The organism is Streptomyces hoynatensis (assembly GCF_003626535.1).
Taxonomy (GTDB): Bacteria; Actinomycetota; Actinomycetes; order Streptomycetales; family Streptomycetaceae; genus Streptomyces; species Streptomyces hoynatensis.
The window spans coordinates 23673-45347 of record NZ_RBAL01000033.1; the positions used below are offsets into that span (position 1 = coordinate 23673).

19 protein-coding genes and 1 pseudogene are annotated in these 21675 nt (G+C 72.3%); 11 read left to right on the plus strand and 9 right to left on the minus strand.

Features of this window, described 5'->3' with window-relative positions:
• Positions 1-6: 6 nt before the first annotated feature.
• From murJ to trxA, 6 genes are all read left to right on the plus strand, one after another.
• A complete protein-coding gene (gene murJ / locus D7294_RS30150; protein ID WP_120684997.1) occupies positions 7-2460 on the plus strand; it encodes a murein biosynthesis integral membrane protein MurJ in 2454 nt (817 codons plus the stop codon).
• 714 nt (positions 2461-3174) lie between these two features.
• Complete coding sequence (locus D7294_RS30160) at positions 3175-4797, plus strand: protein kinase family protein (RefSeq protein WP_120684999.1); 1623 nt, start codon at positions 3175-3177, stop codon at positions 4795-4797.
• A gap of 62 nt (positions 4798-4859) precedes the next feature.
• Positions 4860-5573, plus strand: a complete 714-nt coding sequence (gene sigM, locus D7294_RS30165; RefSeq protein WP_120685000.1) for an RNA polymerase sigma factor SigM — start codon at positions 4860-4862, stop codon at positions 5571-5573.
• Positions 5570-6511: an anti-sigma factor gene (locus D7294_RS31730; protein ID WP_147450944.1), complete on the plus strand. Its 942-nt coding sequence runs from the start codon at positions 5570-5572 to the stop codon at positions 6509-6511. The genes sigM and D7294_RS31730 overlap by 4 nt, the downstream gene beginning before the upstream one ends.
• A 181-nt stretch (positions 6512-6692) precedes the next feature.
• On the plus strand, positions 6693-7661 hold the full coding sequence (trxB, locus tag D7294_RS30175; RefSeq protein WP_120685002.1) for a thioredoxin-disulfide reductase: 969 nt from the start codon (positions 6693-6695) through the stop codon (positions 7659-7661).
• A 43-nt stretch (positions 7662-7704) separates the two neighbouring features.
• On the plus strand, positions 7705-8034 hold the full coding sequence (gene trxA, locus D7294_RS30180; protein ID WP_120685003.1) for a thioredoxin: 330 nt from the start codon (positions 7705-7707) through the stop codon (positions 8032-8034).
• 99 nt (positions 8035-8133) lie between these two features.
• On the opposite strand, the gene D7294_RS30185 is transcribed toward trxA, so the two are convergent.
• The 9 genes from D7294_RS30185 to rpmH all read right to left on the minus strand — a co-directional run bounded on the left by D7294_RS30185 (position 8134) and on the right by rpmH (position 14563).
• Positions 8134-8748: a GNAT family N-acetyltransferase gene (locus tag D7294_RS30185; RefSeq protein ID WP_120685004.1), complete on the minus strand. Its 615-nt coding sequence runs from the start codon at positions 8746-8748 to the stop codon at positions 8134-8136.
• A 47-nt stretch (positions 8749-8795) separates the two neighbouring features.
• On the minus strand, positions 8796-9905 hold the full coding sequence (locus D7294_RS30190) for a ParB/RepB/Spo0J family partition protein (protein ID WP_120685005.1): 1110 nt from the start codon (positions 9903-9905) through the stop codon (positions 8796-8798).
• Complete coding sequence (locus D7294_RS30195) at positions 9902-10978, minus strand: ParA family protein (protein WP_120685006.1); 1077 nt, start codon at positions 10976-10978, stop codon at positions 9902-9904. The genes D7294_RS30190 and D7294_RS30195 overlap by 4 nt, the downstream gene beginning before the upstream one ends.
• Before the next feature lie 284 nt (positions 10979-11262).
• On the minus strand, positions 11263-12009 hold the full coding sequence (rsmG, locus tag D7294_RS30200; RefSeq protein ID WP_120685007.1) for a 16S rRNA (guanine(527)-N(7))-methyltransferase RsmG: 747 nt from the start codon (positions 12007-12009) through the stop codon (positions 11263-11265).
• The gene (locus D7294_RS30205; RefSeq protein ID WP_120685008.1) at positions 12006-12533 is read right to left on the minus strand and encodes a Jag family protein; all 528 of its coding nucleotides are present in this window, start codon (positions 12531-12533) and stop codon (positions 12006-12008) included. The genes rsmG and D7294_RS30205 overlap by 4 nt, the downstream gene beginning before the upstream one ends.
• Before the next feature lie 15 nt (positions 12534-12548).
• Entirely contained in the window at positions 12549-13685 is a 1137-nt protein-coding gene (gene yidC, locus D7294_RS30210) for a membrane protein insertase YidC (protein ID WP_120685022.1), read from the minus strand.
• 12 nt (positions 13686-13697) lie between these two features.
• Positions 13698-14012: a membrane protein insertion efficiency factor YidD gene (gene yidD / locus D7294_RS30215; RefSeq protein ID WP_120685009.1), complete on the minus strand. Its 315-nt coding sequence runs from the start codon at positions 14010-14012 to the stop codon at positions 13698-13700.
• Entirely contained in the window at positions 14009-14401 is a 393-nt protein-coding gene (gene rnpA / locus D7294_RS30220; RefSeq protein WP_120685010.1) for a ribonuclease P protein component, read from the minus strand. The genes yidD and rnpA overlap by 4 nt, the downstream gene beginning before the upstream one ends.
• Positions 14402-14425: 24 nt before the next feature.
• The gene (gene rpmH / locus D7294_RS30225; RefSeq protein ID WP_016472057.1) at positions 14426-14563 is read right to left on the minus strand and encodes a 50S ribosomal protein L34; all 138 of its coding nucleotides are present in this window, start codon (positions 14561-14563) and stop codon (positions 14426-14428) included.
• A 532-nt stretch (positions 14564-15095) separates the two neighbouring features.
• Here rpmH and dnaA point away from each other — a divergent pair.
• From dnaA to D7294_RS30255, 5 genes and pseudogenes are all read left to right on the plus strand, one after another.
• Positions 15096-16661: pseudogene (gene dnaA / locus D7294_RS30235) on the plus strand (chromosomal replication initiator protein DnaA); the annotation flags it as partial.
• Positions 16662-17660: 999 nt separating this feature from the next.
• A complete protein-coding gene (dnaN, locus tag D7294_RS30240) occupies positions 17661-18791 on the plus strand; it encodes a DNA polymerase III subunit beta (RefSeq protein WP_120685012.1) in 1131 nt (376 codons plus the stop codon).
• A 71-nt stretch (positions 18792-18862) separates the two neighbouring features.
• A complete protein-coding gene (gene gnd, locus D7294_RS30245) occupies positions 18863-19741 on the plus strand; it encodes a phosphogluconate dehydrogenase (NAD(+)-dependent, decarboxylating) (protein ID WP_120685013.1) in 879 nt (292 codons plus the stop codon).
• Positions 19742-19771: 30 nt separating this feature from the next.
• Positions 19772-20896 (plus strand): DNA replication/repair protein RecF, encoded by a 1125-nt coding sequence (gene recF / locus D7294_RS30250; protein WP_120685014.1) that lies wholly within the window; start codon positions 19772-19774, stop codon positions 20894-20896.
• Complete coding sequence (locus D7294_RS30255) at positions 20883-21476, plus strand: DciA family protein (RefSeq protein ID WP_120685015.1); 594 nt, start codon at positions 20883-20885, stop codon at positions 21474-21476. Before recF ends, D7294_RS30255 begins: the two co-directional genes overlap by 14 nt.
• Positions 21477-21675 lie beyond the last annotated feature (199 nt).

The following is a 21675-nucleotide window of genomic DNA, read 5'->3' on the forward strand; positions in this document are numbered from 1 at the left end:
GTAGCGATGCAAGCGCCGTACGACCGTGAACGCGGCCAGGCGCCGGGTGGCGGTGACCCGTCCGGTTGGCAGGACCACCAGCCCGAGCGTCCTGAGCAGCCCGGCGCGCACGGCCCGCGGCCCCCGGCCCAGGAGCCGGGACCCTACGACGGCGGCTACGACCCCTACGCCCAGCCCCAGCCCGGCCAGGGTGGCCCCGGCTACGGCCAGGGCTACGCCCCCTCCCCGGGCCAGTCCCCCTACGACCAGCCCGGCTACCACCCCGGCTACGACCCGCGCACCTACCCGCAGGCCCCCCAGCCCGACGCCTACGGCGGCCACCAGGCCCAGCCGGGCGCCCACCAGGGCTACCCCGGATACCAGGAGCAGGGCTACTACCAGGCCCCCTACCCGGGCGGCGCGCCCACCCCGCCCGGCCCCGCCCAGGACGGCTTCTACGACCAGGCCGCGCACCCGCCGCCGTACGGCGCGGGCCACGACCCCGGGTACTACGGCCGGCCCGATCCCTATGCCGCCGGCCCCACTTCCCCCGGCCCGGCGGGCTGGTCCCCCGGCGCGGGCTCCTACGGAGAGCCGGCGGAGCAGACCCAGTACACCAACATCGACGACCTGATGAGCCGGGCCCAGGAGCGGCCTGGCCCAGGTCAGCCCGTCGAGCGCCCGCCGGTCGACGAGGCCTTCGCACACCTCTTCCGCGACCAGCAGGCGACCCCCAGGGGGAGCGCGGCCCCGGGGGCCGCTCCGGCCGCGGCCGCCGCGCAGGGTCCTCCGCCGGCCGCGCAGCCCGCCCCGGCGGCGGGTCCCCCGGCCGCCAAACGGCCCAGCCGCGCCGCGAGCCTGCTGCGTTCCAGCGCGATAATGGCCGCCGGCACCCTGGTCTCCCGGCTCACCGGCTTCATCCGCCAGCTCGTCACCGTGGCCGCGCTCGGCGCCGCGGTGCTCGGCGACACCTACACCGTCGCCTGGGCCCTCCCCTCGATGATCTACTTCCTCATCATCGGCGGCGGCCTCAACTCCGTCTTCGTCCCCCAGCTGGTCCGGGCGATGAAGGACGACGCGGACGGCGGCCAGGCCTACGCCAACCGCCTCCTCACCCTGGTGATGGCCGCCCTCGCCGGCCTGGTCGCCATCGGCATGCTGGCCGCGCCGCTGCTGATCAGGCTGCAGTCCCCGAGCATCGCCGACGACCCGGCGGCCAACGAGGTCACCATCACCTTCGCCCGCTACTTCCTGCCCACGATCTTCTTCACCGGCGTCTACACGGTGATCGGCCAGATCCTCAACGCCAAGGGCTACTTCGGCGCGATGATGTGGACCCCGGTGCTGAACAACATCGTGGTCATCTTCACCTTCGGCATGTTCATCTGGGTCTTCGGCACCCAGAGCAACTCGCACATGGGGGTCTCCACCATCACCCCCGAGGGGGTGAGGCTGCTGGGCGTGGGCACGCTGCTCGGCCTCGTCGTCCAGGCCCTTGCGATGCTCCCCTACCTGCGGGCCGCGGGCTTCCGCATCCGCCCCCGCTTCGACTGGCGCGGCCACGGCCTCGGCAAGGCGGCGCGGCTGGCCAAGTGGACGGTGCTGTTCGTCTTCGCCAACCAGGCCGGACTCATCGTCGTCACCGAGCTCACCACCTGGGCCGGCGACAAGGCGGCGGACCAGGGCTACCCGGGCACCGGCTTCATCGCCTACAACAGCACGCTGCTCATCTGGCAGATGCCCCAGGCCATCATCACCGTCTCGGTCATGGCGGCCCTGCTGCCGCGGCTGTCCCGCTCGGCGGCCGACGGGGACGTGGCCGCCGTCCGCGACGACCTCTCCCACGGACTGCGCACCTCGGCGGTGGCCATCGTGCCCATCGCCTTCGCCTTCCTGGCCCTCGGCGTGCCGATGTGCACCCTGCTCTTCGGCACGGCGGGCGAGGAGGGCGCCAAGTCCTTCGGCTACGTCCTCATGGCGTTCGGCCTCGGCCTGATCCCCTACTCGGCCCAGTACGTCGTGCTGCGCGCCTTCTACGCCTACGAGGACACCAGGACGCCCTTCTACAACACGGTCATCGTCTCCGTCGCCTGGATGGCCCTCTCCGGCCTCAGCTTCGTGCTCCTGCCCTACCGCTGGGTGGTCGTCGGCGTGGCCTTCAGCTACGGCGTCGCCTACGCCCTCGGCGTCCTGGTCGCCTGGCGCCGCCTGCGCGCCCGGATGAGCACCGACCTGGACGGGGCCCGGGTGGTGCGCACGTACATCCGGCTGACCGGGGCGAGCATCCCGGCGGCGGCGCTGGGTGGCCTCGCCGGATTCGGGGTACTCGGCGCGCTCGGAGAGGGACTCGTGGGCTCCCTGGCGGCGCTCGCCGCCGGCGGTCTCGTCCTGCTGGCACTTTTCTACGTCGCCGCCCGCCGGATGCGCGTCGAGGAACTCACCGCCCTCATCGGGATGGTCAGGGGCCGCCTCGGCCGCTGAGCAGGCCCTTCATACGGCACTGACGCAGCTTCTCAGGGCGCACGACACCCGCCGGCCACGCACCGTACAACCTCCGGCCGTACTCACATGTCGTGCACTGTGACGGACTACCGGCACAATGAGTCTGGCAGTGTCAACAGCCCGACAGCCGAGAACGGGGAGGCGGAAAGCACGGTGGCCGAACGGAGCACGGCGACGAGCCCTCCGCAGGACCAAGCCAGCGCCCCGAGTACGTCAGGCCCAGAGGGCACCGCGGACGGTACGCGCGCGGACACGGAGACCGTCTCCCTCGTGGCGGGACCGGCCAAGCAGGCCGCGGCCTCGGTGACCCCCTCGAAACCGAAGGCCAGGAACGGCACCGCACGACCCGCCGCCTCGCCGACGCCGTCGACTCCCGCGAGACCCGGCCCCGCCGATGCCCCCACGACGCCCCGGCCCGGCGGCGCCACGACGAGCCCCGGCAACACGAGTGCCAAGGCGGCGGGGACTCCACCCGAAACGAGGGAAACGCAGGAAACGGCCGCGGAGGCGCCGGCGAAGGAAGCGCCCCCCGAAGGGGCCGGTGCCGCCGGCGCCGCGGAGGCCGCCCCGACGACGGCCGAGGCCCTCCCCGCCCGCGAGGCCGCCGAGGCGCCCGAGGCCCCCCGGGACGAGCTCTCCGGGGCCGCGGGCCCCGCCACCCGGGCGCCCGCGGCGGAGGCCGGGAAAACGGCCGTGCCCGAGGCCCAGGGCGCCACGGCAGGGGAAGCCGCGGCCGGGCCCGCGGAGGCACGCCCGCGCCGCGCGGAAAAGGCCGTGCAGGCGCCGAGGCCGGTCGAGTTGCACAGCGGCCACCGGCTCGCCAGGCGCTACCGGCTCGAGGAGTGCATCACCCGGCTGGACGGGTTCAGCAGCTGGCGCGCCGTGGACGAGAAGCTGCGCCGGGCCGTCGGCGTCCACGTGCTGCCCGCCGGGCACGAACGAGCCTCCGCCGTGCTGTCCGCGGCCCGCGCCACCGCCCTGCTGGGCGACCCGCGCTTCGTCCAGGTCCTGGACGCCGTGGAAGAGAGCCGGCAGGTCTACGTCGTCCACGAGTGGCTGGCCGACGCCACGCCGCTGAGCACCGTCCTGGCCACCGGCCCGCTCGACCCGCACGAGGCACAGGCCATGGCCACCCAGGTCGCCCAGGCCATGGCCGCCGCACACCGCAAGGACCTGGCGCACCTGAGGCTGACGCCCGCAACCGTCCTGCGCACCGGCCCCGGCCAGTTCCGCATCCGCGGCCTGGCCGTGGACGCCGCCCTGCGCGGCATCACCGCGGACAACCCCCGCCGCACGGACACCGAGGCCATCGGCGCCCTGTTGTACGCCGCCCTCACGCAGCGCTGGCCCTACCCGGAGGGTGCTCACGGCCTGCAGGGCGTGGCGGGTCTCAGCAAGGGCTCACGCAACTTCCTGGCCGCTCCCGAGCAGGTCCGGGCCGGGGTACACCGTGGGCTCTCGGAGCTGGCGATGCGCGCCCTGGTGAACGAGGGCGCCACCGCGGCCAGTCAGAAGCCGCCGTACACCACCCCGCAGGAGCTGGCCGAGGCGCTCGCGGCGATGCCCCGCATCCGTCCTTCCGCGCCGACGCCCACCGCCCTCGCCGGGTTCCAGCCGACCACCTACCAGCGCGGCACCCTCGGGCCGAGCCGCCCCGCCGCCCCGGTGCGCGTCCCGGCGGCGGCCGCTCCCGCGCTGCCCGGCCGCACCGGCACCGTGCTGAAGTGGGGCGTCTCGGCGCTGCTCATCGCCGCCCTGGGCCTGGGCAGTTGGCAGCTCGCCGACGCCCTGCTGAAGGGCGACGGCTCGGGCAAGACCACCGAGCAGACGAGTCCCTCCCCCGAGCCCAGCCAGCCGCCGCCGGCGACCGGCCCCATCGCGGTGCAGGACAGCATCGAGTTCGACCCGGAGAGCACTCTCGGCGGGCAGAACCCGGAGTTGGTGGGTAATGTCATCGACGGCGATCCGGACACGGACTGGCACACCAAGAGCTTCTACGGCCCCCACTTCGGGAACTACCGGAGCGGTCTCGGCATCATCCTCGACCTCGGGGAGACCCAGGAGGTCGGCTCCGTCACGGTGAACGCCGTCGGGGACACCCCGATGGAACTCCGCGCCGCTCCCGCCGACGCGACCGAACCGCCCGGCGACCCGGACGACTTCGAGGTCCTCGCCTCCGGTTCCGGAGAGACCGTCACGCTGAGCGCCGAGGAGCCGGTCGAGACCCGCTTCGTTCTCGTCTGGCTCACCGACCTGCCGCAGAGCGACGATGGCCAGTACCGTGGCCGCATCACCGACATCACCGTCTCGCACTAGCAGGGCAGCCGACGACATCGGCCGGCCGCACCGGCCGGCCGGGGAAGAGGGGAGGTCCCGTCGTGGGCGACCGTGCGCCACGCGAGCCTGCCGCTGCCGTCGACAGCGACGCGGATCTCCTGGCCCGGCACGCTGCCGGTGACGAGCACGCCTTCGCCGAACTCGTCCGCCGCCACCGCGACCGTCTGTGGGCGGTGGCGCTGCGGACCCTCGGCGACCCCGAGGAGGCGGCCGACGCCCTCCAGGACGCCTTCGTCTCGGCCTACCGCGCCGCCCACACCTTCCGGGGACAGGCGGCGGTCACCACCTGGCTGCACCGGATCACGGTCAACGCCTGCCTGGACCGTGCGCGCAAGGCGAAGAGCCGCCGCACCTCGCCCATGCCGGAACCGGAGAAGCTGGAAGACCTGATGGAGCCCCACGAGTCCGCCGCGGCTCCGGCGGAACGCCAGGACCTCCGTCGGCAGTTGCAGGTCGCCCTCGCCGAGCTGCCCGTCGAGCAGCGGGCCGCCCTCGTGCTGGTCGACATGCAGGGCTATCCCGTTGCCGAGGCCGCGCGCATCCTCGGGACGCCCGTCGGCACCGTCAAGAGCCGCTGTGCCCGGGGGCGCGCCCGCCTGCTCCCCCTGCTGCGGCATCTCCATCCGCGGGCTCCCGAGCCGCGGGCCCCCGAAGACGAGGCTTCCGGACGGAACCGGACACCAGGTACATCCGTCCCACCTGCGAGAGATTCGGGTAGGTCGAGAACTTGGCGGGGAGGAGGGGGCCAGCCGTGAGCGCGACACACCCGGAACCGGCGGACATCGCCGCACTCGACGAGGAGCTGCTGGCCGCCGACGAGGCAGGACGACTTCGCGAGCACCTCGCGCGCTGCGTGACCTGCTCCGCGGTCCGCACCGATCTGGCCGCCCTCCGCGACACCCTTGCCCACGTGCCCGCGCCCACCATCCCGGAGCACGTCGCCGCCCGCATCGACGCGGCACTGGATCGGGAGCGGCATCCGTCCGGGCCGGGAGCGTCCTCCGTTTCACGTGAAACGGAGGCAGGGGAGTCGTCCCCCGCAGCGGAAGCCGGCCGTCCCCGCAGGAGCGCCGCGGGCGGCCACGTGCGTCGGTGGTGGCGTCCGCAGCTGGCGCTCGCCGCGGCGGGCGCTCTCGTCCTCCTCGGCGCCGGCGCGCTGGGGCTTCGGTCCCTCGGCGAGGGGCAGCAGGCGCCCGACGAGGCGGTCGTCGCCGAGGACCACGGCCGGCTCGAACTGGCCGGACGCCCCCTGGAAGACCAGGTGCACGAGCTCCTCGACCAGGTGGACGCCCCCCAGACCCTGGAGGCGCCCACGACGCCCGACACCTCGCCCACCAGGCCCCTCCCGAGCGAGACACCGAGCGAGGAGTCCCCCGTCCCCGAGGAGACCACCGGGGAGGACACCGCCCCCTCCCAGGAGGCGCAGACCGAGGACTCGGCCGAGCCCGGCGTCGACGCCGAGGCCACGCCCGCCGAGGTGCCCTCCTGCGTCGAGGCGGCCATCGGGCGCCGGGAGACCCCGCTGGCCGCGGGGGAGGAGCGGTACCGGGGCGCGGTGACCTACCTGGTGGTCTTCGCTCACCGCGTCGACCCGGACCAGGTGGATGCCTACGTCGTGGACGCCGACTGCATCACGGCCACCCCGCCCACCTCCGGAGAGGTCCTGGCGCAGGAGAGTTACCCGCGCGACTAGGGTCTTGCGCTCGGACCGAGGCGGCCCCGCGGCGATCCGAACGACGCGGCCGAGCGCGGCGCTCCTCGCGGATGTCGCCCGGAGCGGCCGCGGGGAATGTCTGGGACCCTAGGAACCGTTACTGGACTGTGGGCCCCGGCCGGGGCCCCGGGTGAGAGATCCCGAGACAAGGAAGAATCCCGTGAGCGACGTCCGCAACGTGATCATCATCGGCTCCGGACCCGCGGGGTACACCGCCGCGCTGTACACGGCACGCGCCTCCCTCAACCCGCTCGTCTTCGAGGGGTCGGTGACCGCGGGCGGCGCCCTGATGAACACCACCGAGGTCGAGAACTTCCCCGGGTTCAAGGAAGGGATCATGGGCCCGGATCTCATGGACGGCATGCGGGCCCAGGCCGAGCGCTTCGGGGCCGAGTTGGTACCCGACGACGTCGTCTCCGTGGACCTGGGTGGCAGCGTCAAGAAGGTCACCGACAGCGCCGGCACCGTCCACGAGGCGCGGGCCGTCATCGTCGCCACCGGCTCCCAGCACCGCAGGCTGGGTCTGCCCAACGAGGACACGCTCTCCGGCCGCGGCGTCTCCTACTGCGCCACCTGCGACGGCTTCTTCTTCCGTGAACAGGACATCGCCGTGGTCGGCGGCGGGGACACCGCCATGGAGGAGGCCACCTTCCTGAGCCGCTTCGCTCGCAGCGTCACCATCGTGCACCGCCGTGACGCGTTGCGCGCCTCCAAGGCGATGCAGGAGCGGGCCTTCGCCGACCCGAAGATCAGCTTCAGCTGGGACAGTGAGGTCGCCGAGATCCACGGCACCGACGGAAAGCTCTCCGGGCTGACGCTCCGCAACACGCGGACCGGGGACACCTCGGAGCTGCCGGTGACCGGCCTCTTCGTTGCCATCGGCCACGACCCCCGGGTCGAGTTGTTCAAGGGGCAGCTCGATCTCGACGAGGACGGCTACCTGAGCGTGGACGCGCCGACCACTCGCACCAACATCCCCGGCGTCTTCGCCGCCGGCGATGTCGTCGACCACTCCTACCGTCAGGCGATCACCGCGGCGGGCACCGGCTGTGCCGCGGCCCTGGACGCCGAACGGTACCTCGCGGCCCTGACCGACGCCGAGACCGTCGCCTCCGACGTCGCGGCCTGACTTCCCCTCCCCCTCACCGATCCACAGTTTAAGGAGATGCACCATGGCCGGTGCCACCGTAACCGCCACTGACGCCGACTTCGAGGAGAAGGTCCTCCAGAGCGACAAGCCCGTGCTGGTCGACTTCTGGGCCGAGTGGTGCGGTCCTTGCCGCATGGTCGCTCCGGCGCTCGAGGCCATCGCCGCGGAGCACGCGGACAAGCTCACCGTCGTGAAGCTGAACATCGACGAGAACCCGACGACCGCCGCCCGGTACGGGATCATGTCGATCCCGACGATGAACGTCTACAAGGGCGGCGACGTCGTCAAGACCATCGTCGGCGCCAAGCCCAAGGCCGCCATCGAGCGGGACCTCAACGAGTTCATCGCCTGAGCCCCCGGCAAGGCATGACGAAGGGCCGGGTGCGTTTCACGTGAAACGCACCCGGCCCTTCGTCATGAGTTCGGGCCGGCCCTGCGCCCCGCCCCGGGCTCAGGAGGGGCGCAGGGCCGGGCGCGCCTTGGCGCCCAGCAGCAGATCCAGGGCCAGCTCCACGTCGGCCCGCCAGGAGATCGCCCGCTTCAGCTCCAGCCGCAGCCGCGGATGGGCGACGTGGTCACGCACCACCTCGAAGCCGACCGCCCGCAGGTACTCCGTCGGCAACACGCAGGCCGGTTCCTTCCACCGCGAGTCGCCGAAAGCCTCGATCGCCCGCACGCCCCGGCTCAGGAGATCCTTGGCGACCGTCTGCATCAGCACGCGCCCCAGCCCCTGCCCCTCGAACTCCGGCAGCACACGGGCCGTCAGCAGTTGCACGGCGTCCGCCGACACCGGGCTGGTGGGGAACGCCTGGGAGCGCGGGACGTAGGCGGGTGGGGCGTAGAGCGCGAAGCCGACGGGGCGCTGATCCACATGGACAACGCGGCCGCAGGAGCCCCACTCGCGCAGGACGGTCGCGATCCAGGCCGCCTTCTCCTGCGCAGCCCGGCCCGCCCGCTCCGCCGCCGCCCCGCCGACCGGCGTCAGTTCCCAGAAGGCGCAGGCGCGGCAGCGAGCGGGCAGGTCGGAGAGGCTTTCCAATGTGAGCGGCACAAGCTGACGCCCCATGGAACCATCGTATCCATGGGGCGTCTGCGAGGATCTGATTTCCTGCCTCAGGCGGGGTCCTCCGCGGATTCGCCCTCCGCCCGGCCGCGCTCCAGCACCGGGCCCTCACCGGGCGCGAGCTGGGTGAGGATGCGGTCCAGGTCCTCCATGGACGCGAACTCGACGACGATCTTGCCCTTGCGCTGCCCCAGGTCCACCTTCACCCGCGTCTCGAAGCGGTCCGAGAGACGCCCGGCGAGGCTGTCCAGCGCGGGGGAGATCAGCTTCCCCGCCCGGGGGCCGCGGGAGCGCGAGGGCTTCTTCTTCGACTCCTTGGACTGGAGGGTGACGATCTCCTCCACCGCGCGGACCGACAGCCCCTCGGCGACGATGCGCTTGGCGAGGCGCTCCTGCTCCTCCGCGTCCTCCACCGCCAGCAGCGCCCTCGCGTGTCCCGCGGACAGCACGCCGGCGGCGACCCGGTTCTGCACCTGCGGCGAGAGCCGCAGCAACCGCAGGGTGTTCGTCACCTGCGGCCGGGAGCGGCCGATGCGCTCGGCCAGCTCGTCGTGCGTGCACTTGAAGTCACGCAGCAGCTGGTCGTAGGCGGCGGCCTCCTCCAGCGGGTTCAGCTGTGCCCGGTGGAGGTTCTCCAGCAGGGCGTCGAGGAGCATCTTGTCGTCCTCGGTGGCCCGGACGATCGCCGGAATGCTCTCCAGGCCGGCCTCGCGGCAGGCCCGCCACCGGCGCTCGCCCATGATGAGCTCATAGCGCTCCGGGCCCAACTGCCGGACGACCACCGGCTGGAGAAGACCGACCTCCTTGATGGAGGTCACCAGCTCGGCCAGCGCGTCCTCGTCGAAGACCTCCCGCGGCTGTCGCGGGTTGCGGGTGATCGCGTCGATCGGCACCTCCGCGAAGTGCGCCCCGACCACGCCGCGTTCGGCCCCCGCGGGCTCCGGGGGACGCTCCTGCGGCGATGTTTCACGTGAAGCCGCCTCCCGCTCGGTGCTCTCCGAGAAACCGGGCACCGCCATGCCCCGCTCCTGGGTGAGCACCGGCACGGAGCCCGGCGAGAGCGAGGCTCCCGACTCCTCGCGCGGCGCCTCGGTCGCCTGAGGCGCCTCCGGGATCAGCGCGGCAAGCCCTCGGCCGAGGCCCCTACGTCGTTCACTCACTGTGTCCCCTCCACCGGACCGCGCTGTTCCTGCTGCGGCAGAACATGCTGAGACGTCACGCCCCGCAGGGCGATCTCCCGGGCCGCCTCCAGGTAGGACAGCGATCCACTGGAGCCCGGGTCGTAGGTGAGCACCGTCTGCCCGTAGCTGGGCGCCTCGGAGATGCGCACCGACCGCGGGATGTTCGTCCGCAGCACCTCGGTGCCGAAGTGGCTGCGCACCTCCTCGGCCACCTGCGAGGCGAGCCGGGTCCTGCCGTCGTACATGGTCAGCAGGATCGTCGAGACGTGCAGCCGGGGGTTGAGATGCCCTCGTACCAGCTCCACGTTTCGCAGCAGCTGTCCCAGGCCCTCCAGGGCGTAGTACTCGCACTGGATCGGGATGACGACCTCGGCCCCGGCCACCAGGGCGTTGACCGTCAGCAGGCCGAGCGAGGGCGGGCAGTCGATCAGGATGTAGTCCAGCGGCTGTTCATAGGCGTTGATGGCGCGCTGCAGCCGGCTCTCCCGGGCCACCACGGAGACGAGCTCGATCTCGGCTCCCGCCAGGTCGATGGTCGCCGGGGCACAGAACAGGCCCTCCACGTCCTGCACCGGCTGGACCACGTCGGACAGGGTGCTGTTCTCGACCAGCACGTCGTAGATCGACGGCACCTTGGCGTGGTGGTCGATGCCGAGGGCGGTCGAGGCGTTCCCCTGGGGGTCCAGGTCGATCACCAGGACCCGGGCGCCGTGCAGGGCGAGCGAGGCGGCCAGGTTCACCGTCGTGGTGGTCTTGCCCACGCCACCCTTCTGGTTGGCGACGACCATGATCCGTGTCTCGTCCGGCCGGGGGAGGCTCCCCCGGGACCGGTACATGGCCTCGACCGCCAGCTGGGCCGCCCGGCCGACCGGGGCGTTGCCTGTGGGCGGCGGCGCGCCGGGGGCGATGTCGACCGCTCCCCCCGGGGCATCCGCCGATTCGGACCGAGGGCCGGGGACCGGATCGGCCGTCGGCCCAGCGATGTTGGCGTCGGACCGCAATGGTTCACTCTCCTCGACACGCGCAGCCTTCGTGAGTTCAAAGCCTGCCATGTCCTGGGGGGTGTGAACCACCGAGGAGGGATTACTTGTGGATAGCCGGCCGTCTGTGGATACCGGAGGCACACGTGTGGGTGAGGTGGGGCGAGGGCGACGTTCGCGCGGCTCGGCGGCGGCTCGGCCTCGGCTGATGATTCCCTGGAGCAGCGAGCGGCGTTTCACGTGAAACACGATGCCCATCGCCGCCGCCGCCTCGCGGAACGACACTCCGCCTCGGGACGATCTGCGGCTCTTTACCGTCGCATCGGACGAACCCGCCCCCGGGTCCCCACGTGGGCTCAGCGAGCCCCGCGCCCGGCCCGGTTTCCGCGCCGCGCCGCCTTGGCACGCTTGGCCGCGAACCTCACGCCACCCGGGCTCTCCCCGACCTCGGCGCGCACCACCGTGGAGGGCGGCTCGACGAGGCCGACCCCCGCGCGCAGCACCTCGCTGTGCACCACGCCGAGCCTGCCGAGGGCGGCCCGTGCCCGCCGGAGCTCCTCCTCCGCGGTGTCCCCCTTGATCGCCAGCATCTCGCCATAGGGCCGCAGCAGCGGCACGCCCCAACCGGCGAGCCGGTCCAGCGGTGCCACCGCCCGCGCGGTGACCACGTGCACCGGCGCGAAGCTGTTCAGTACCTCCTCGGCCCGCCCGCGCACCACCGAGACCTGCTCCTCGAGGCCGAGCAGCTCCACCACCTCCTGGAGGAAGGTGGTGCGCCGCAGCAGCGGCTCCAGCAACGTGATCCGCAGGTCGGGACGGACCAGGGCGAGCGGGATGCCGGGCAGTCCGGCCCCGGAGCCCACATCGCAGACGGTGACGGCCTCCGGTACCACCTCGGAGAGCACGGCGCAGTTCAGCAGGTGCCGCTCCCACAGGCGCGGCACCTCGCGCGGGCCGAGCAGGCCACGGCGGACGCCCGCCTCGGCGAGCAGCTCGGCGTACCTGACGGCATCGGGCAACCGCTCGCCGAAGATCTCCCGGGCCACCTCGGGCGGGGACGGCGGATTCGGCTCCGGCCGTCCCTCACCGGGAAGAGCGCTCACGGGAGGACGACCACGCGGCGCTGCGGCTCCTCGCCCTCCGACTCGCTGCGCAGCCCGGCCGCGGCCACGGCGTCGTGCACGACCTTGCGCTCGAAGGGCGTCATCGGCTTCAGCTTCACCGGCTCGCCCGCCTCCTTGGCCTGCTGGGCGGCCTGGGTGCCGAGCACGGTCAGCTTCTCCCGCTTGCGGGCCCGGTACCCGGCGATGTCCAGCATCAGCCTGCTGCGCTCCCCGGTCTCCCGGTGCACGGCCAGCCTGGTCAGCTCCTGGAGCGCGTCCAGCACCTCGCCGTCCCGGCCGACGAGCTTCTGCAGGTCCCGGGACTGGCCGTCGGCGACGACCGACACCGACGCCCGGTCGCCCTCGACGTCCATGTCGATGTCGCCGTCGAGATCGGCGATGTCGAGGAGCCCCTCCAGGTAGTCGGCCGCGATCTCACCCTCCTGTTCCAGGCGGGTCAGGTTGTCGCCGGCCTCCTCTTCCGAGGTGGAGGCGGGCGAGGCCGTCGAGGTGGTGTCGGTCACGGGTGGGGCTCCTTCTTATTTCTTGCTGTTCGAAGAGGACGGCTTGGACTTGCCCGACGGGGCCTTCTTGGCCTGCTGCTTCTTGGACTGCTGCCCCCGCGGCCCCTGAGCGTTCTGCCGGGCCTGCCCGCCGTTCTGGCTCTGCTGGGCCTGCCGGTTCTGCTGTCCCGAGGTGCCGGGCCGCTGCCCCGGCTGGGCCTGCTTCTTCGGCTGCTGGCCGGTGCCCGACTGGCGCTGCGCCTTGGTCTGCCGCTTGGGCTGCACGCGGGCGGTCTTGGCGGCCTCCGCCGCCTTGCCGGCGTCGGTGGCGGCGGGCTGCTCGACGCCGATGCCCTTCTTGCGCAGCCGCTCCTGGCGCTGCTTGTAGGCCAGGCTGCCCGGGGTGGGGTTGCGCTGGATCACGTACAGCTGCTGCCCCATCGACCAGACGTTGGTGGTCAGCCAGTAGATCAGCACGCCGACGGGGAAGTTCACGCCGAAGACGGCGAACATCAGCGGGAAGATGTACATCAGCATCTTCTGCTGGTTCATGAACGGGGACTTCACCGAGAGGTCCACGTTCTTCGTCATCAGCTGCCGCTGGGTGAAGAACTGCGAGGCCGACATCAGCACGATCATGACGATCGTGACGGTCCTGACGGTGCCCAGCGAGGCGCCCAGCTCGGCCAGCTTGTCCGCGCCGTCCATGAAGCGCGAGGCGATCGGGGCCCCGAAGATCGTGGCCTGCCGGGCGCTGTCGACCTGGCTCTGGGTGAGCACGCCCACGGTCTTGTCGTTGGAGATGTGGCTCAGCGTCTGGAAGAGCGCGATGAAGAACGGCGACTGCGCGAGGATCGGCAGGCAGCTCGCGAGCGGGTTGGTCCCCGTCTCCCGGTACAGCTTCATCATCTCTTCGGACTGACGCTGCCGGTCGTTCTTGTAGCGCTCCTGGATCTTCTTCATCTGCGGCTGGAGCGCCTGCATGTTCCGCGTTGCCTTGATCTGCCGGACGAACAGCGGGATCAGGCAGATCCGGATCACGACCACCAGGGAGACGATCGACAGGCCCCAGGCCCAGCCGCTGTCCTCATCGAAGATCAGGCTGTAGAACGCGTGGAACTGGACGATGATCCACGAGACAGCGATATAGAGGGGACTGAGGATCGTATTGATCGTTCCCACGGGTCAGGCTCCTTGGGCATTGTTGGGGGCACCCCCGGGCGAGGCGTCGGCGAGCGTCCGGTGCCGCAGGCGATCGCGCAGGCGCTGATGCCAGACCGGACGCTTACGGGGAGGAACGTGATCGACTCCACCGGGCGACCAGGGGTTGCAGCGCAGGATGCGCCACGCGGTCAGAGCCGTCCCCTTGACGGCCCCATGCCGGTCGATCGCGCTGTACCCGTAGTGCGAGCAGGACGGGTAGTAACGGCAGACCGGACCCAGCAGCGGGCTGACGGTCCACTGATACAGCTTGATCAACAGCAGCAGTGGGTACTTCATGGCCGTACCCCTCCCAGCAGCCGCGCCAGCGCGGCATCGAGCTCCCGGGCCAGCTGATCGTAGGCGGCATCGCCCGCACCAGGCAGGGCCCGCACAACAACCAGGCTACCGGCGGGCAGCCCGTTCAACCGGGGCCGTATCAGATGGCGCAGCCGTCGCTGCACGAGGTTGCGGACCACAGCGTTCCCCACGGCCTTGCTCACGACGAAACCCGCACGCGGCGGAGAGGGGGTCTCTCCTGCCGGGTGCGGGTACGTTGCACCGCGCAGCTGGGCGCTCAGTTGATCGCACAGATGGACAACGAGGTGCGGGCGTCCGGCCCTGCGCCCTCGACGCATCGCGGTCGCGAAGTCCTCGCGCCGCCTCAGCCGGTTCTCGGGGGGCAGCACCGCATGGACCTGTGGTCGGGCACGTCAGGCCGACAGGCGGGCGCGGCCCTTGCTGCGGCGGTTCGCGATGATCGCGCGGCCGGCCCGCGTCCGCATCCGCAGCCGGAAGCCGTGGGTCTTGGCGCGACGCCGGTTGTTCGGCTGGAAGGTGCGCTTGCTCACTCGGGGACTCCCACAATTCTTCGGTGCCCCGGCAGCCGGGCCGCCTGGACACATCGAGATGATCGAACCAGATCGAGACAGACCGAAGACCGATGAGGTACGGCCCGCCGAACAGCTGTCACCGTGCGCCCACGAGGAGCTCGCAACGCCCGAGTCAGCCCCCTTGACGACCTACGGAGGGCGACGCCCCAGCTGAGGCGGCCATCGATAGGCAGGCGGCAGCAGCCGTCGACGACTCGACCTGGCAACGGTACGCGGGAGGCGTCCTGCCGGTCAAACTCGCCCGGCGGCCGGTTGTACACACCCTGTGGACAACGACTTGATGTGCGCGCACCGGCCTGACTACCGTGACTGAACTCGACACCGATCACCCGACGTCCCGACCGTCCCGGCGCGCAGTGCCGCGGGCGCCCGTCAAGCCAGCGCCACCTCGGCGAGTGAGAGAGCGTGCCTCGTGGCCGACCTACCAGTAGATCTTGCCGCGGTCTGGCCACGGGCACTGACAGCGATGCTCTCCGACGGTCAGCGCCTGGAGAGCAAGGACCACCGCTGGCTGCAGGACTGCCAGCCCCTCGCCCTCGTCTCCGGCACGGCGCTCCTCGGCGTGTCGAACGAATACGCGAAAAGCGTGCTCGAGGGCCGGCTGGCCCCCCTGATCAGTGACGTCCTCAGCCGGGAGTGCGGCCAGCCGGTGCGGCTGGCGATCACGGTGACCGCGCCGCCGCCCGAGCCGCCGGCCCACGCGCCGCAGCAGGCTCCCGCCGAGCCGGCCCCCCCGCAGCCCGCGCGGCACGAGCCGGAGCCGCCGCGGCACGAGGGCTACCGCGGCCCCGCGTACGGCGGCCCCGTCGCCAGGCCCGCCTATCCCGACCACCCGCAGGCCCCCCGCCCCGACGACCGCACGGACTGGCGGCAGCCCACGCCCCCGGCCCAGCTTCCCGAGTACGCGCCCTACGGCCGCCCCGAGCCGTACGAGCAGCAGTCCTTCGACCAGCCCTCCCGGTACGGCGGCTCCCCCGGGCAGGTGCCCGCCCAGCCGGCCCCGGCGGGCGGCCCCGGCGAGCCGACCGCGCGGCTGAACCCGAAGTACCTCTTCGACACCTTCGTGATCGGCGCCTCGAACCGCTTCGCCCACGCGGCCGCGGTCGCGGTCGCCGAGGCGCCGGCCAAGGCGTACAACCCGCTGTTCATCTACGGCGAGTCCGGGCTCGGCAAGACGCACCTGCTGCACGCCATCGGCCACTACGCCCGCAGCCTCTACCCGGGCACCCGGGTGCGGTACGTGAGCTCGGAGGAGTTCACGAACGAGTTCATCAACTCGATCCGGGACGGCAAGGCCGACGCCTTCCGCAAGCGCTACCGCGACATGGACATCCTGCTGGTGGACGACGTCCAGTTCCTGGCGAGCAAGGAGTCGACGCAGGAGGAGTTCTTCCACACCTTCAACACCCTGCACAACGCCAACAAGCAGATCGTGCTGTCCTCCGACCGGCCGCCCAAGCAGCTGATCACCCTGGAGGACCGGCTTCGCAACCGCTTCGAGTGGGGCCTGATCACGGACGTCCAGCCGCCCGAGCTGGAGACGAGGATCGCGATCCTGCGCAAGAAGGCGGTGCAGGAGCAGCTCAACGCGCCCCCCGAGGTGCTGGAGTTCATCGCCTCCCGCATCTCCCGCAACATCAGGGAGCTCGAGGGCGCGCTGATCCGGGTCACGGCCTTCGCCAGCCTCAACCGGCAGCCGGTCGACCTGGGCCTGACGGAGATCGTGCTGAAGGACCTGATCCCCGGCGGCGAGCACGCCACCCCTGAGATCACCGCGGACGCGATCTCCTCGGCCGTCGCCGACTACTTCGGGCTGACCATGGACGATCTCGAAGGCTCCTCGCGCAGCCGCATCCTGGTCACCGCCCGGCAGATCGCGATGTACCTGTGCCGGGAACTGACCGATCTCTCGCTGCCCAAGATCGGTCAGCACTTCGGCGGCCGGGACCACACGACCGTCATGCACGCGGACCGGAAGATCAGGGCGCTGATGGCGGAGCGGCGCTCGATCTACAACCAGGTCACGGAACTCACCAACCGCATCAAGAACGGCTGAGCGCCGGCGGACCCCTGCCCCCGGGCGGGCCCGGGCGGACCCGCGCCCCCTTGCGCTTCGGCACGCCCGCAACGCCACCGCCGGCCGCCCCCACGCGCTGCACGCCCCCACGCGCCCCACGGCCGCCCGCCCTCGTCCCCACGCACCCCACGGCCGCCCGCCGCCGCCCCCCTGCCCACGCCGCGGCGCACCTCGCCGTGCCTCGGCCCCCGCGGCGCCCCCGCGGCGCCTCGGGAAGCCGCCCGAACGCCGCGGGGAACGCCGCGGGGGCGCCGTTCGATTACCGCCCCGTGGGCGGCAGTTCTCCACAGAATCGCCCGGCCACGGCCGTCCACACCCTGTGGGCGGCCGGAGTTGTCCAGAACTCCGTCCACAGGGCGCCGGGGAAGCGGGCGTTCCCGCAGGTGAGGTGCGTGTGGAAATGTGGATTGCGGACTTCCACAGACTGTGGACGGGGCTGGTGTGACGGATGGGGCGGAAGAAGTTGTCCACCGGCCGCCCACAGGAAAAGGGGAGTTGTGCACAGGCAATCCACAGCCTTGTCCACTGTTCGGCAACCCAACGCGCCCTCTCACCGGCAGGAGTGAATCAGGTCACAGCCCGGGCGCACAGAGCCTGTTGAGAACCCTCCCGAATCTGGGGATGGATCTGTTGAGAACTCGCGCTCCGCTGTGGATCCGCTGTGGACGACCGCGCGCCATCCACAGCCACCCCCGGTTCATCCACGGGTCCACCCACAGGCCCTGTGTACAAAATTCCGCCGCTGACCAGGGAAGACGAGGTTTTCCACGGTTTCCACAGGGCCTACTACTACGACTACGGAGATAAGCCGCGAGACTCGATTCGAAGTGGGGGCTGTGGACAGGCGGGCCCGGCCGGGGTCTACCCCTCTCAAGTCGATTTGACTCACGCGGGCCTCTACTGTCAGTGCCGTGGGCCAGACTGGAGCCCGTAGGAAGCCAGCAGGCGAGCGGCCAGCAACAGCGGGAGGCGGCTGAAGTGAAGATCCGGGTGGAACGCGATGTGCTCGCGGAGGCGGTGGCGTGGGCCGCCCGCAGCCTGCCGGCACGCCCGCCGGTGCCCGTTCTCGCGGGCCTCCTGCTGAAGGCGGAGGAGGGCACGCTGAGCCTCTCCGGCTTCGACTACGAGGTGTCCGCGCGCGTCTCGGTCGAGGTGGACGTGGAGGAGGGCGGGACCGTCCTGGTCTCCGGCCGCCTGCTCGCCGACATCTGCCGCTCCCTGCCCAACCGGCCGGTGGAGATCTCCTCCGACGGGGTCAGGGCGACCGTGGTCTGCGGCTCCTCCCGGTTCACCCTCCACACCCTGCCGGTCGAGGAGTACCCCTCCCTGCCCCAGATGCCGACCGCCACCGGCACCGTCTCCGCCGAGGTCTTCGCCTCGGCCGTCTCGCAGGTGGCCATCGCGGCCGGCCGCGACGACACGCTCCCGGTGCTCACCGGCGTGCGCGTGGAGATCGAGGGCGACCTGGTGACGCTGGCCTCCACCGACCGGTACCGCTTCGCGGTGCGCGAGTTCCTGTGGAAGCCGGAGACCGCGGACGTCTCCGCGGTGGCCCTGGTCCCGGCCAAGACGCTGCTCGACACGGCCAAGTCGCTCAGCGGCGGCGACACCGTCTCCCTGGCGCTCTCCGGCTCGGGCGCGGGCGAGGGCCTCATCGGCTTCGAGGGCGCCGGCCGCCGCACGACGACCCGGCTGCTCGAGGGCGACCTCCCGAAGTACCGGACGCTGTTCCCCACGGAGTTCAACTCGGTGGCCGTCATCGAGACCGCGCCCTTCGTCGAGGCGGTCAAGCGCGTCGCCCTGGTCGCCGAGCGCAACACCCCGGTCCGGCTCGGCTTCGAGCAGGGCGTCCTCACCCTGGAGGCGGGGTCGAGCGACGATGCACAGGCTGTGGAACGCGTGGACGCGCAGCTGGAGGGCGACGACGTCTCGATCGCCTTCAACCCGGGCTTCCTGCTGGAGGGCCTGAGCGCGATCGACTCCCCCGTCGCCCAGCTGTCCTTCACCACGCCGACCAAGCCGGCCCTGCTCAACGGCCGGCCCGCGGTGGACGCGGAGGCCGATCAGGCCTACAAGTACCTGATCATGCCGGTCCGCCTGTCGGGCTGAGCCGGGCAGGGGCGGCCGCGGGGGCGGGCGTAGGCTCGGGCTCAGGTCACAGACGTCATGAAGGAGTCCTGATGGAGCTCGGTCTCGTCGGTCTCGGCAAGATGGGCGGGAACATGCGCGAGCGCATCCGCCGAGCCGGACACACCGTGGTGGGATACGCCCACGAGGCGGACGTGGCGGATGTCCACAGCCTCAAGGACATGGTGGACGCGCTCGCCGCGCCGCGGGTGGTCTGGCTGATGGTGCCCGCCGGCGCCGCCACCCAGTCGACCGTCGACGAGCTCGCCGAGCTGCTCTCGCCGGGCGACGTCGTCGTCGACGGCGGCAACTCCAGGTGGTCCGACGACGCCAGGCACGCGGAGCAGCTGGCGGCCAAGGGCATCGGCTTCGTCGACTGCGGCGTCTCCGGCGGCGTGTGGGGGCTGGAGAACGGCTACGCGCTGATGTACGGCGGCGACGCGGAGCACGTCGCCAAGGTGCAGCCGATCTTCGACGCGCTCAAGCCCGAGGGCGAGTTCGGCGCGGTGCACGCCGGCAAGGTGGGCGCGGGCCACTTCGCCAAGATGGTGCACAACGGCATCGAGTACGCGATGATGCAGGCCTTCGCCGAGGGCTGGGAGCTGCTGGAGGCGGCCGACGAGGTCACCGACGTGCGCGAGGTCTTCCGGTCCTGGCAGCAGGGCACCGTCATCAGGTCCTGGCTGCTGGACCTGGCCGTCAGGGCGCTGGACGCCGACGAGCACCTGGAGGAGCTCAAGGGCTACGCGGCCGACTCGGGCGAGGGCCGCTGGACGGTCGAGGCCGCGATCGACAACGCCGTGCCGCTGCCGGCGATCACCGCCTCGCTCTTCGCCAGGTTCTCCTCGCGGCAGGACGACTCGCCGCAGATGAAGATGATCGCCGCGCTGCGCAACCAGTTCGGTGGCCACGCGGTCGAGAGCTCCAAGTAGGCCGGGGGCGGGGGAGGCTGGCGTACCACCGTGCATGTCACGCATCTCTCACTGGCCGACTTCAGGTCGTATGCCCGGGCCGAGGTGGAACTCGGCCCGGGCGTTTCGTCCTTCATCGGGCCGAACGGCCAGGGGAAGACGAACCTCGTGGAGGCGATCGGGTACCTGGCCACCCTCGGCAGCCACCGCGTCTCCACGGACGCGCCGCTGGTGCGGATGGGCGCCGAGCGGGCGGTGGTGCGGGCGGCGGTGACCGAGGGGGACCGCAGGCAGCTGGTGGAGCTCGAGGTGAACCCGGGCCGGGCCAACCGGGCGCGGCTGAACCGGTCCGCCCAGGTCCGGCCGCGGGACGTGCTCGGGGTGGTGCGCACGGTGCTCTTCGCGCCGGAGGACCTGCACCTGGTGAAGGGGGACCCGGGGGACCGCAGGCGGTTCCTCGACGAGTTGGTGACGGCGCGGGCGCCGCGGCTCGCGGGGGTGCGCTCGGACTACGACCGGGTGCTGCGCCAGCGGAACTCGCTGCTGCGGTCGGCCGCGATGGCCAGGCGCCACGGGGGGCGCGGCGCCGACCTGTCCACCCTCGACGTGTGGGACCAGCACCTGGCGCGCTTCGGCGCCGAGTTGCTGGCGCAGCGGCTGAGCCTGGTGGCGGCGCTCCGGCCGCTGGCGGACAAGGCGTACGAGACGCTCGCGCCCGGCGGGGGGCCGGTCGGCCTCGAGTACCGGGGCCCGGTGGCGGAGCTGGGCGGCGCCTCGCGCGAGGAGCTGTACGAGCTGCTGCTCGGCGCGCTGGGCGAGGCCAGGAAGCAGGAGATCGAGCGCGGGGTCACGCTGGTGGGCCCGCACCGGGACGATCTGCTGCTGCGGCTCGGGGAGTTCCCGGCGAAGGGTTACGCGAGCCACGGGGAGTCCTGGTCGCTGGCGCTCGCGCTGCGGCTGGCCTCCTTCGCGCTGCTGCGGGAGGAGGGGCCGCAGCCGGTGCTGGTGCTTGACGACGTGTTCGCCGAGCTGGACGGGCGGCGGCGGGAGCGGCTGGCGGAGCTGGTGGCCCCGGGGGAGCAGGTGCTGGTCACGGCCGCGGTGCCCGAGGACGTGCCCGGGCTGCTCGCGGGGGCGAGGTTCGCGGTGACGGAGGGGCGAGTTGAGCGCGAGTGACCGGTCGGCCGGCGAGGCCGGGGAGGCGGCGGGCGCCGCCCCGCAGCCCGCGGGCGGGGGCAGCGGCGCAGCGGAGCCCGGGCCCTCGGGCGTGGATCTGGCGCGGGTGGCCCTGCGGGCGGCCAAGCAGCGGGCGCGGGAGCGGGGCACCGCGGCGCAGCAGCGCCGGCAGGCGCGCGGCGGCGGAGGTCTGCGCTCCGGCGCGCGCGCCGGAGGCCGGGACCCGCTGCCGCTGGGGGCGGCGGTGGCGCGGCTGACCGTGGAACGCGGCTGGGAGATGCCGCTGGCGGTGGGGGGAGTGCTGGGGCGCTGGCCCGAGCTCGTGGGCCCCGAGGTGGCGCAGCACTGCGCGCCCGAGGGGTACGACGAGGAGGCCAGGGTGCTGACCGTGCGCTGCGACGCGACGGCGTGGGCGACGCAGCTGCGGCTGCTCGCGCCCCAGCTGTTGCGGCGGCTGAACGCCGATCTCGGCCAGGGCACGGTGAAGTTGATCAAGGTGCTCGGGCCTGCGGGGCCCACCCGCGCCCCGGGCCGGCTGCGGGCCCCGGGCAGCCGTGGCCCGGGTGACACCTACGGCTAGGCAGCCGGGAGCGACGCGGGTGGCCGGGCGTTTCCCCGTGGGGACGCGCGGGGCTGGAGTGATCCCGGTCACGTGTGCAGAGGTTGACAGGCGAAGGCGCTGAGCGCCGCTGTGAGCGGATCAGGCCCCCTGGCCGCATATAGGGACCCACCGGATGCCAGTTCAGGGCGGCACATGCGGACTGAGACCCCGGCAAGCC

Excerpts from the sequence above, each read along its gene's own strand:
- D7294_RS30195 (WP_120685006.1), bottom strand. The coding sequence starts at position 10,978 with ATGGCAGGCTTTGAACTCACGAAGGCTGCGCGTGTCGAGGAGAGTGAA.
- D7294_RS30185 (WP_120685004.1), bottom strand. The coding sequence starts at position 8,748 with ATGGGGCGTCAGCTTGTGCCGCTCACATTGGAAAGCCTCTCCGACCTG.
- gnd (WP_120685013.1), top strand. The coding sequence starts at position 18,863 with ATGGAGCTCGGTCTCGTCGGTCTCGGCAAGATGGGCGGGAACATGCGC.
- murJ (WP_120684997.1), top strand. The coding sequence starts at position 7 with ATGCAAGCGCCGTACGACCGTGAACGCGGCCAGGCGCCGGGTGGCGGT.
- trxA (WP_120685003.1), top strand. The coding sequence starts at position 7,705 with ATGGCCGGTGCCACCGTAACCGCCACTGACGCCGACTTCGAGGAGAAG.
- yidD (WP_120685009.1), bottom strand. The coding sequence starts at position 14,012 with ATGAAGTACCCACTGCTGCTGTTGATCAAGCTGTATCAGTGGACCGTC.